Here is a 10,906-nt window from a genome sequence, read left to right as displayed (position 1 = left end):
GGGCCAGGATCGGGTGGGACCGGTGGAATGCCGCACCCCGTACCTCGCGTTACCTCCCTGTGGACGACGACAGTGCCAGCGCGAGGGGGGTGACCGGTGCCGATACAGACACGGAGCCGGGAACGGGACGAACGGGACGAGCGGCAGCTCAGGCGGCTGCTCGACGCGCCGGAGTGGCCCGCGGCGTCGGTCGTGAGCACCGGCACAGACTCCGGAAGTGAATCTGCCGGAAAGTGGGTACGCGTATCCTCAGCGGGAAAGCATCCGACGCGAGGGGATGTGCGGTTGACCACCGAGAAGACGGACGAGCGCAGGGCCCGCTTCGAGCGGGACGCTATGCCCTTCGTCGACCAGCTCTACGCCGCCGGTCTGCGGATGACCCGCAACCCGGCCGACGCGGAGGACCTGGTTCAGGAGACGTACCTGAAGGCGTACGCCGCCTTCCACCAGTTCGAGCAGGGCACGAACCTGAAGGCCTGGCTCTACCGGATCCTGACCAACACCTACATCAACACCTACCGTAAGCGGCAGCGGCAGCCCATTCAGGCGCCGACCGAGGAGATCACCGACTGGCAGCTCGCCGAGGCCGAGTCGCACACCTCCAGCGGCCTGCGCTCGGCCGAGACGGAGGCGCTCGACCGGCTCCCGGACAGCGACGTCAAGGAGGCCCTCCAGCAGTTGCCGGAGGAGTTCCGCCTGGCCGTCTACCTGACCGACGTCGAGGGCTTCTCCTACAAGGAGGTCGCCGACATCATGGGCACGCCGATCGGCACCGTGATGTCCCGTCTGCACCGTGGCCGACGTAATCTGCGGAAGCTGCTCGAGCAGTACGCGGCGGAGCGCGGTTTCAGCGCCGCCTCGTCGAAGAAGGGTTCGACCGCCGCCGCCAGCCGGGAGGTGTGACCGTGAGCTGTGGACAACCGCACGAGACGGACTGCCGCGAGGTGCTCGCCGAGGTCTACCTCTACCTCGACCTGGAGTGCGGCGAGGAGCGCCGGCTGCTGATCCGGCACCACCTGGACGAGTGCGGGCCGTGCCTGCGCGAGTACGGCATCGAGCAGGAGGTCAAGGCGCTCGTGGCCCGGTGCTGCGGCAACGACTCGGCGCCGGAGAAGCTGCGTGAGCGGCTGCGTCTGCGGCTGACCGAGCTGGTGGTCTTCGAGACCACCGAGTCCCGCGAACTGGCCGACTGAACAAGCGACGGAACGGCCCGGGTCCGAATGATCGGACCCGGGCCGTCACGCGTTTCCGGCAGGTGCCGCGCTGCTCCCGATGATCAGGAGTTGGGGCGCTTGCCGTGGTTGGCGCTGCTCTTCTTCCGGGCCTTCTTCTTGCGGGCCTTCTTCGCCATGCTCTGCCTCCTTGTGCTGGTCACGGTTCCGTCCGCGGCTGGCCGCGGCGGAGGTCGCGGTGTGGCTCCCCGGCTCGCCGGTGGCCGACCCGCACGATGCTAGTGCCGACGCAGCCCGCCGGAGCGCGGTGGGGCGCATCGCGTACCCGGTGGTGCGCGGGCCGGCGTGACCGGCGTCATGATTGGATACCGTTCGCAGGACTGTCGGGGAGTCGTCGGGGAGAGGGAGGGCCGGAAGATGGCCGAGGAGATCCGCGCCGAGATGGTGGCGAACGTCTGGAAGGTCGTGGTGTCGGCCGGCGACACCGTGTCCGAGGGCGACACGCTCGTCATCCTGGAGTCGATGAAGATGGAGATCCCGGTGGTCGCCGAGTCCGACGGCGTGGTGCAGCGCCTCGCCGTCAACGAGGGAGACGTGGTGCAGGACGGCGACCTGATCGCGGAGATCGGTTGACCGCCTTGCTGGTGCGCCGCGCCGAGCCGGCGGACTTCCCGGCCGTGGCGCGGCTGACTGTGGCCGCGTACGAGGCGGACGGCCAGCTCAAGGACGAGAGCGGGTACGCGCCGGTGCTCGCCGACGTGGCCACCCGCGCCCAGACCGGCGAGGTGCTGGTGGCCGTCGACGACACCACCGGCCAGGTGCTCGGCGCGGTGACGTTCGTGCTGCCCGGCACCCCGTACGCCGAACTCGCCGGCCCGGGCGAGGCGGAGTTCCGGATGCTCGCGGTGGATCCGGCCGCGCAGGGCCGGGGCGCCGGCGCCGCGCTCGCGGCCGCGTGCGTGACGCGCGCGACGGAGCTGGGCTGCACGGCGGTGGTGATCTGCGTACGCGCCGGGATGGCGGCGAACGCGCACCGCCTCTACGAGCGGCTCGGTTTCGTCCGGCTGCCGGAGAAGGACTGGTCGCCGCTGCCCGGCATCGACCTGCTCGGTCTGCGACTGGACCTGACCGCGGCGGGCTGAACCGGCTCAGCCCTGGCCGGTCTCGCCGATCTTGGCGAGCAGCTCGTCGGCCACCTCGAGCGCGATCCGCTTCCGCTCGTCGTCGGTGATGCCGGGCGCGCGGACCGCGAACCAGCTGGTGTGCACCGCGAACAGCGTCAGCGTGGCGCGCAGCTGGGCGGCCGGCGAGTCGTCACCCCGGCACAGCTCGTGGGCCAGCCGCATCATCCGGTCCCGCATCTGCTGGCCGGCGACCAGGCTCTTGAGCACCGTCTGGTTCTGCTCGAAGAAGCGCATCACCTGGGGCAGGTCGCCGGCGAACATGCTGTCGGCGTACCGCCCGAGCAGGGCGCGCCGGGTCGCCAGGGTGGGTGGCTGGTCGGCGGCCCAGGCGATCAGCTCGTCCATCCGGCGCAGCCGGTCGTCGACGAAGCTGGTGACGATCTCGTCCTTGCTCTTGAAGTGGTAGTAGAGCGCCGCCTTCGTGACGCCGAGCCGCTCGGCGATCTCCCGCAGTGACGTCTTCTCGTAGCCCTGCTCGGTGAAGAGTTCCAAGGCGACGGCCTGGATGCGCTGCCGTGTGCCTCCTGTGGTCTCCCTCACCAGCCGACTTCCTTCCAATCCGCTTGACGTCCGACCGTCATCAGCTTACCGTCCGGCTAGTAAGCAAACTAGCCGGGCGGCAAGTAAGTTGATCACATGATCTGCGGGGGAGCCTACCGATGAGTCAACAAGCCCCGGTCGTCGCGAGACCCAACATCCGCGTCGTCCTGTTCGGCCTGATGATCGCGATGATGCTCGCGATGCTCGACAACATGATCGTCAGCACCGCGCTGCCGCGGATCGTCTTCGAGTTCGGGGGCGCCGACCACTTCACCTGGGTGGTCACCGCGTACGTGCTGGGCACTACTGTCTCCACGCCGATCTGGGGCAAACTCGGCGACCTCTACGGACGTAAGGCCGTCTTCCTCACCGCCGTCGTCGTGTTCCTGGTCGGCTCGGCGCTGTGCGGCATGTCCGGCTCCGGCGTCTTCGGCGGCGCCGACAGCGGCATGATCGAGCTGATCGCGTTCCGCGCCGTGCAGGGCCTCGGCGCCGGTGGCCTGATGGTCGGCGTCATGGCGATCATCGGTGACCTGGTGCCGCCCCGCGAGCGGGGCCGCTACCAGGGCATGATCGCCGGCATCATGGCCATCGCCATGGTCGCGGGGCCGCTGGTCGGCGGCTTCATCACCGACAACCTCTCCTGGCGCTGGGCGTTCTACGTCAACCTGCCGCTGGGCGGCGTGGCGCTGCTGGTCCTGGCCACCACCATGCACCTGCCGAAGTACCGCACCGAGCACAAGATCGACTGGCTGGGCGCGGCGCTGCTGTCCGTGGGCATCACCGCGATCGTGCTGGTCACCACCTGGGGCGGCAACCAGTACGACTGGGCCTCGCCGCAGATCCTCGGCCTCGCCGTGCTGGCGGTGGCCGCGCTCGGCGTGTTCGCTCTCGTCGAGCGGCGCGCACCCGAACCGATCCTGCCGCTGAGCCTGTTCGCCAACCGCAACTTCGCGCTGATCTCGGTGATCGGGTTCCTGCTCGGCTTCGCCATGTTCGGCGCGATGAACTTCCTGCCGCTCTACCAGCAGACCGTCCAGGGCGCCTCGGCCACCAACAGCGGCCTGCTGCTGCTCCCGCTCATGTTCGGCATGCTCGTGGTCTCGCTCGTGGTCGGCCGGACGATCACCAAGACCGGCCGCTACCGGGCCTTCCCGATCGTCGGCGGCGTCGTGATGGCCGCCGGGATGGGCCTGCTCAGCCTGCTCGACGTGGACACCAGCAAGGCGCAGTCCTCGCTCTACATGGTCGTGCTCGGCGTCGGCATGGGCTTCCTGATGCAGACCTCGATGCTGATCGCGCAGAACAGCGTCGAGCAGAAGGACCTCGGCGCCGCCAGCGGCGCCGCCACGTTCTTCCGGTCCATCGGCGGCTCGTTCGGCGTCTCCCTCTTCGGCGCGATCTTCGCCAACCGTCTCGCCGACTCGGCGGCCGGCCCCGCGTTCGCGGGCTCGGGTGGCGGCGAGGGCGGCGCGATGAACCTGGAAGCCCTCAAGAAGCTCACCGGCCCGATGCGCGAGGCGGTGCTCGGCGGCCTCGCCGACGCCATCTCGCACGTCTTCTTCTGGGCGGTCCTCTTCACCGTGGCCGTGCCGGTGCTCGCCTGGTTCATCAAGGAGGTGCCGCTGCGCGCGACGAACGACGTGCGGCCGGCCGGCCCCACGCCGGAGGACGAGGCCGAGGCCGCGCTCGGCAAGGCCCCCGTCGCCTGACTCACCCGCCGCAGCCCCGCGCCCCCACCCCGGGGGTACGCGGGGCCGCCGCGTATCCACTCCAGCGAGGCACCCGGTGCCTTCCGCCCGCTGCCCGCCACATCGGGGGAGTGGTGGGGTCGGAGGGGAGTTGATCGCGCCACCTCGGCGAAGTGGCGGCGCTCGGCTGGGTGGTGGGGGCCGGGGAGCCGGCCGGAAATGGGGCCCCGGAACGGTCCCGGCGCTCAGCCTCTGCGGAACAGGGCGGTGAGGCGTCGCCAGAGGCGGCGCAGCGGGCCTCCGCCGGCGCCGGCGATGAGCGAGTCGGCGGTGGCGCGGGCGGCCGGGTCGAGGGCCGGGGTCGCCCGCGCCAGATAGGCGAGCGACACCGCCACCGGGGTACGCCGGGCGGCGCCGGATGCCACCTCGGTGAGCCGCCCGGCCACCACGGCGGCCACGTCGGCGCGGGTGGCCGGGTCCACCCAGGCGGCGGTGACCAGGGCGAACAGCGCCGCCTCGGCGGCCGGGCCGGGATCGGTGGCCAGTTCGTGCAGCACCCGCCGCCGGGTCGACGACTCCCACGGCTCGTCGGTGCGGTGGTGCAGCAGGCCGAGGCAGGCCCAGACCTGCGCGCAGCGTCTCCACAGTGCCGGGTCCTGCCCGCCGAGCACGCGGCCCAGCGCGGTGGCGGGTGCCTCCGGCGGGTGCGCCAGCAGTGCGAGCAGGTCGGCGAGGTCCAGTGTGGCCAGCCCGACGGCGGCGTCGTACGCGGCCGGGGGGTGCGCCCACGCCGGGTGCGCCAGGTGCTGGAGGCGGCGTACCGCGGCTGCCGAGGGGGCGGGCCCGTCGGGGGACGGGAAATCGTCGTCTGCCGGTGTGACCTGACCCAGCCAGGGCCGCCCCCGGCAGCATTCGGCGAGGTCGCCGTGCTCGTGCGTGTCGTCCGGATGTTCCCGGACGAAATCGGCGAGCGCCACCAGGTGGTCCACGTCGCCGTCGCGCAGGTAGCGCAGCCGGTGCGCGGTGTGCACGGCACAGTCGAAGGTGGGGTCCTTCGCCAGCGCCCGGTCGATCCAGCCCAGCGCCGCGTCGAGCCGGCCGTTGTCGGCGAGCGTGCCGGCGATGTCCGCGTAGACGGCGAGGTCGTCGGGGTCGAGCGCGACAGCCCGTTCCAGCGCCGCCAGCGCCTCGCCGGTGCGGCCGGCGCTGCGGTACGCGTACCCGAGCCACACCTCGCCGAGTTTGGTGGGCTGTGCGCGTACCCCCCGGGTGGCCCAGGTGACGGCGAGGGTGACCTCGCCGAGGCGCCGGGCCAGCGCGGACGCCGCGCCCAGCAGCAGCGGGTGGGCCGGATGCACGGTGATCGCGTTGCGGGCCAGCGTGAGGTACGGCGCCAGCGGCTCGCGCAGCCGGCGCGGCGCGGGGTCGGGCGCCGCCGCGCAGACCTGCATGAGGATCCGGGCGGTGCGTTCGGGGTCGAGGCGTTCCGGCAGGTCGGTGGCGGTCACCCAGGGTACGGCGGCCCACGGCGCGGCGGGCGCGTAGCCGGTGGCGGCGGCCAGCAGGTCGAGCCCTTCGGCGGGCCGGCCGGCGGCGGCGAGCAGGTGCGCGCGGGCCACCACGGCGCCGACGAACGCCTGCTGACCGAGCGGGAAGAGGTCCAGGTCGCCGCCGCTGGCCGCGTCCAGCCGGGCGAGCGCTTCGTGCGCCTCGGGCAGCGTGGGGGAGCGGACCAGCGCGGCGGCGATGTGGTCGGCGGCGTGCCGCAGGTCGCCCTCGCCCAGCGCCAGCCGGGCCAGCGCGAGTTCCTCCTCCGCCGAGAGCGCGGCGTCGTCCTCGGGCACGTCGTCCTTCCGCCGGTCGGGGTCGGTCAGCCGGGCAAGCCTAGGGGATCTTCCGTCAATTAGTGATCCACTGCGCACTCCTGCTCGTTGCGTTGATTGAGGCTGCTGAAACGTGCAAGACTGAGCATCGAACGCGCGAGAAACGCGCAGAAGGAGGTCTGGAGTGACGCGAGCAGGGGCCGGTATGGCCGCCGACATCGACGAGCAGCCGGCCGGTTACGAGCGTCTGCTCTCCGCCGAGCACGCCGCGGCGATCGCCGAGGTCGCGGCCGTCGTCGCGCAGCGGCGCCCCCGGCACGTGGTGTTCACCGCGCGGGGCACCTCCGACCACGCCGCGCTCTACGCGGCCTACCTGACCGAGATCCGCCTCGGACTGCCCGCCGGGCTGGCCTCGCCCAGCGCGATCACCGTCTTCGGCGCCCGGCCCGACCTCTCCGACGCGCTCGTCGTCGGCGTCAGCCAGAGCGGCGGCTCGCCCGACCTCGCCGAGGTGCTGCGGGTCGCCCGCGCCTCCGGCGCGCTCACCCTGGCCGTCACCAACAACCCCGGCTCGCCGCTGGTCGAGACCGCCGAGCTGAGCGTGGACATCGCCGCCGGCCACGAGCGGGCGGTCGCCGCCACCAAGACCTACACCGCCGAGCTGCTCGCGCTGCTCATGCTGATCGAGGGCGTACGCGCCGGCGACGGCGTCCTGCCCGCCGAGGAGCGCGCCGCCCTGAGCCGGCTGCCCGAGCTGGCCGCGCAGACGCTCGCCGACGACACCCCGGCCCGGCTCGCGCCGCGCTACCGGTTCGCCGCCCAGCTCGTCACCACCGGCCGGGGGTACGCGTACCCGACCGCCCGGGAGGCGGCGCTGAAGCTGATGGAGACCTCGTACCTGCCGGCGCTCGCCTTCTCCGGCGCCGACCTGCTGCACGGCCCGCTCGCCATGACCGACCCGGACGTACCGGTGCTCGCCGTCGTCGGCTCCGGCCCCGGCGGCACGTCGATGCGCGAAGTGCTGCCCCGCCTCGGCGAGCGCCGCGCCGACGTGGTGGTGGTCGGCTCCGCCGAGGTCGGCGAGACCCGGATGGCGGTGCCCGAGGTCGACGAGCGGTACGCGCCGCTGCTCGACATCCTGCCGCTGCAACGGCTCGCGCTGGCCCTGGCGCTGGCCCGGGGCGAGGACCCGGACGCGCCGCGCGGCTTGAAGAAGGTCACGGCGACGATGTGAGGCCCGGCGTGGCACGCTGTGTGGCGTGTCCACCCTCCGTGACCTCGCCGAGGAGCACACCGCGCTCCGCCCGGCCGACATCGACCACCTGCACCGGATCGCCGGCGACTGGCAGCTGCTGTCCGACCTGTCCTTCGCCGACCTGCTGCTCTGGGTGCCGGTGGACGGCGACGGCACGTTCCTCTGCGTGGCCCAGGTCCGTCCCACCACCGCACCGACCGCCTACCTGGACGACCAGGTCGGGCGGATCGTCGGCGGGGCCGAGGTGGCCCACCTGGAGGTGGCCTACCGGCAGGGACGGATCTGGCGCGAGGGCGACCCGGTCTGGTACGGCGACGTCCCGGCCCGCCACGAGGCGATCCCGGTCCGGCTGCGTACCGGCGACGGTGAAGCCGGCGAGGTGATCGCCGTGGTGGGCCGGGACACCAACCTGTCCACCGCGCGCACCCCCAGCCAGCTGGAACTGAACTACCTGACCACCGCCGACGACCTGGCCCAGATGATCGCCGATGGCACGTTCCCGCCGCCCCGGCACCCCGGCGAGACCACCTCGGCGCCCCGGGTCGGCGACGGCCTGGTGCGGCTCGACGCCAACGGCAAGGTCACCTACGCCAGCCCGAACGCCCAGTCCGCGTACCGCCGCCTCGGCTACGCCTCCCACCTCGTCGGCGAGGACCTGGCCAAGCTGCACCGCCGGCTCGCCGGCGACCCCCTCGAAGGCACCGACGCGGGCAACGCCGTGCTCGCCGCGCTGCGCGGCGAGGCGCCGCCCCGGCGGGAGATCGACGCCCGCGGCGCGACCATGCTCACCCGGGCGCTGCCGCTGATGCCCGCCGGAGTGCCGATCGGCGCGCTGGTGCTGGTCCGCGACATCACCGAGGTACGCCGCCGCGACCGCGCCCTGATCACCAAGGACGCCACCATCCGGGAGATCCACCACCGGGTGAAGAACAACCTCCAGACCGTCGCCGCGCTGCTGCGCCTGCAGGCCCGGCGGGTCTCCATGCCCGAGGCCCGGGTCGCGCTGGAGGAATCGGTACGCCGGGTCGCCTCGATCGCGCTGGTGCACGAGACGCTCTCCATGTCCAGCGACGAGGCGGTCGAGTTCGACGGCATCGTGGACCGGGTGGCCAGCGCCGCCACCGAGGTCGCCGCCACCGAGGTGAGTGTCGGCATGCGCCGCCGCGGCACGTTCGGCGTCCTGCCCGCCGAGATCGCCACCTCGCTGGTGATGGTGCTCAACGAGCTGCTGCTCAACGCCGTGGAGCACGGTTTCCCGTCGGCCGAGGAGGAGGCGGCCGCTCCTCCTGTGGACGTGCCCCGGCCGGAGGCGGGGGTTTCCGCGCCCCGGCCCGAGGTTGTGGTCTCCGCGCACCGGGCGCGCAAGCAACTGCACGTCACGGTGACCGACAACGGCCGGGGGCTGCCCGAGCAGTTCGACGCCGAGCGCGGCGGCAACCTGGGCCTGCAGATCGTCCGGGCGCTGGTCACCGGCGAGCTGCGCGGCACCATCGAGCTGCGTAACGGCGCCGACGGCGGCACCGAGGCGGCCATCGTCGTACCGCTGGCCCGCGGCACCACCGACCGCCTCACCGGACGAGCAGGGCCACTGTGATCCCCGGACGCGGCCACACCTGCCGCACCGTGTAGCCCGCGCGCAGCGCGTCGCCCTTCGCACCCGGCACCGCCGCCAACGGGTCCGCGCGCCGGCCGGTGACCACCAGCCACACCCGGTCCACCCCGGCCAGGCACCGCGCCGGGTCGTCGCACTCCACGGCCCAGAGGCTCGCGTCCTGACGCTGGTCGCGGACCACCAGCACGTCGCGTGGCAGCCTCGACCCCAGGTGGTACGCCATGCCGAGATCCGGGAACAGCCAGCCGTCCCGGGGCGAGTAGACGATCGCGTCGCCCGGCCGCTGCCCGGCGCGGATGATCCCGGCCGCGCCCGCGTAGTCGACGGGTGCGCTGCGCGGCCACTCGTGGGTGCGGCGCAGCGCCGCCTGATCGGGCAGCCCGAGCAGCCCGGCCAGGACCACCACCGCGATTCCCGCCGCGACCCGTCCGCGCGGCGACGTCGGCCCTTGCTCTGCTTCCACGGGCGCGGCAGTGCGGCCGGCTGCGGCGGGTGTCGCCGTGCGCGCTGGTTCAGCGGGCGTTGCTTCAGCGGGCGCTGGTTCAGCGGGTGTTGCTTCAGCGGGCGCTGGTTCAGCGGGTGTTGCTTCAGCGGGCGCTGGTTCAGCGGGCGTTGCTTCAGCGGGCGTTGCTGTTGCCGGCGTTCGGGCCGGTGCGGGAGTGACCCGCGCGGCAGCCAGCGCGGCGCCGGCCAGTACGCAGGCGAACGGCACGGTGAAGACCAGGTAGCGGGTCACCCAGAGCGGCACCACCGTTCCGGCGGCGAACATCAGCAGCACCGGCAGCAGCACGGCGGCGGCCGGCAGCAGCGCCCGGCGACCCAGCCGGGCCACGCCGAGCGCCGCGAGCGCGAGCACGAAACCGCCGACGACGCCGCTCTGCGCCAGCGCACCCGGTAGCGCCGCCAGGTCGGGCAGGCGCGCCGGGTCGACCCAGTCGAGCTGTCGACCGCGCTGCCCCCGGGCGACGAGTGCCAGTGGGGTGACGAGCACGACGGCCGGCACCAGCGCCAGCAGCCACCAGGCCAGCGCCTCCCGAGCCTCGCCGGTCACGTACTGCGGTTCCGCTTCCGGCGCGTCCGTGCCATGCTCCCTGCTCCCGGGATGCGGTGACACCCGTGGCGTTCCACCGGCGTTCGATCTCGTGGCTGGGTGGAACGCCGTGGGTGTCTGCGGGGCGTCGTGACACCCGTGGTGTTCCACTCGCGCTCGATCTCGTGGCTGGGTGGAACGCCACAGGTGTCTGCGGCGTGGCCGGCTCGCGTCGGGCATCTGGGCTCGGGACTGGCCGGGCGGATCGACGACCCCCGCAGGGCCATGTGCGGCGGTCAGCAGCACCACCACGGCGTGCGCGGCGAGCAGGGTGAGCGCGACCAGGTGGAGCAGGCCGAGCGCGGCGACCGCAACGGCGTACCCGGCCCAGCGTCGCCAGGTCGGCCGGCGCAGCGCCTCGACCAGCAGCAGCGTGGCCAGCACGGCGAGCAGCGTGGCTAGGGCGTACGGGCGGGCCTCCTGCCCGTACCGCGAGGTGACCGGCAGGACCGCGAACAGCAGTCCGGCCAGCAGCCCGGCGCGACGGCCGACCAGCACCGCGCCGAGGCGGGCGGTGAGCGCGGCGGCCACGGCCATGG

At 73.2% G+C, this 10,906-nt stretch carries 10 protein-coding genes; 7 read left to right on the top strand and 3 right to left on the bottom strand.

Going from position 1 to position 10,906, the window contains the following annotated elements; genetic code table 11:
* Window positions 1-96: 96 nt before the first annotated feature.
* The 4 genes from KBX39_RS11555 to KBX39_RS11540 all read left to right on the top strand — a co-directional run bounded on the left by KBX39_RS11555 (window position 97) and on the right by KBX39_RS11540 (window position 2,314).
* A complete protein-coding gene (locus KBX39_RS11555; protein ID WP_043328498.1) occupies window positions 97-903 on the top strand; it encodes a sigma-70 family RNA polymerase sigma factor in 807 nt (268 codons plus the stop codon).
* A gap of 2 nt (window positions 904-905) precedes the next feature.
* Window positions 906-1,193: a mycothiol system anti-sigma-R factor gene (rsrA, locus tag KBX39_RS11550; RefSeq protein ID WP_043330951.1), complete on the top strand. Its 288-nt coding sequence runs from the start codon at window positions 906-908 to the stop codon at window positions 1,191-1,193.
* Window positions 1,194-1,589: 396 nt separating this feature from the next.
* Window positions 1,590-1,805, top strand: coding sequence for a biotin/lipoyl-binding carrier protein (locus KBX39_RS11545; RefSeq protein WP_043328500.1), 216 nt, complete (start codon window positions 1,590-1,592; stop codon window positions 1,803-1,805).
* The gene (locus KBX39_RS11540) at window positions 1,802-2,314 is read left to right on the top strand and encodes a GNAT family N-acetyltransferase (RefSeq protein WP_064447885.1); all 513 of its coding nucleotides are present in this window, start codon (window positions 1,802-1,804) and stop codon (window positions 2,312-2,314) included. The genes KBX39_RS11545 and KBX39_RS11540 overlap by 4 nt, the downstream gene beginning before the upstream one ends.
* Window positions 2,315-2,320: 6 nt before the next feature.
* On the opposite strand, the gene KBX39_RS11535 is transcribed toward KBX39_RS11540, so the two are convergent.
* Complete coding sequence (locus KBX39_RS11535) at window positions 2,321-2,896, bottom strand: TetR/AcrR family transcriptional regulator (RefSeq protein ID WP_064447884.1); 576 nt, start codon at window positions 2,894-2,896, stop codon at window positions 2,321-2,323.
* 119 nt (window positions 2,897-3,015) lie between these two features.
* On the opposite strand from KBX39_RS11535, the gene KBX39_RS11530 reads away from it, so the two are divergent.
* On the top strand, window positions 3,016-4,608 hold the full coding sequence (locus KBX39_RS11530; RefSeq protein WP_064447883.1) for an MDR family MFS transporter: 1,593 nt from the start codon (window positions 3,016-3,018) through the stop codon (window positions 4,606-4,608).
* 224 nt (window positions 4,609-4,832) lie between these two features.
* Here the strand turns inward: KBX39_RS11530 and KBX39_RS11525 are convergent, their stop codons facing one another.
* Window positions 4,833-6,431, bottom strand: coding sequence for a tetratricopeptide repeat protein (locus KBX39_RS11525; RefSeq protein WP_043328508.1), 1,599 nt, complete (start codon window positions 6,429-6,431; stop codon window positions 4,833-4,835).
* 184 nt (window positions 6,432-6,615) lie between these two features.
* Between KBX39_RS11525 and KBX39_RS11520 the strand changes: the two genes are divergently transcribed.
* Window positions 6,616-7,644 carry an SIS domain-containing protein gene (locus KBX39_RS11520; protein WP_069087353.1) on the top strand — a complete coding sequence of 343 codons (1,029 nt, stop codon included), beginning with the start codon at window positions 6,616-6,618 and terminating at the stop codon, window positions 7,642-7,644.
* Between the two features lie 25 nt (window positions 7,645-7,669).
* A complete protein-coding gene (locus KBX39_RS11515) occupies window positions 7,670-9,259 on the top strand; it encodes a PAS domain-containing sensor histidine kinase (protein WP_064447882.1) in 1,590 nt (529 codons plus the stop codon).
* On the opposite strand, the gene KBX39_RS11510 is transcribed toward KBX39_RS11515, so the two are convergent.
* The gene (locus KBX39_RS11510) at window positions 9,234-10,904 is read right to left on the bottom strand and encodes a glycosyltransferase family 39 protein (protein ID WP_210870420.1); all 1,671 of its coding nucleotides are present in this window, start codon (window positions 10,902-10,904) and stop codon (window positions 9,234-9,236) included. The genes KBX39_RS11515 and KBX39_RS11510 overlap by 26 nt on opposite strands.
* Window positions 10,905-10,906: the final 2 nt, after the last annotated feature.

Origin of the sequence: Micromonospora sp. D75 (assembly GCF_018070405.1) — a bacterium.
Classification (GTDB): domain Bacteria; phylum Actinomycetota; class Actinomycetes; order Mycobacteriales; family Micromonosporaceae; genus Micromonospora; species Micromonospora chalcea.
Note: the sequence above shows the minus strand (reverse complement) of the source record. Positions and strands in the feature narration are given on the sequence as shown.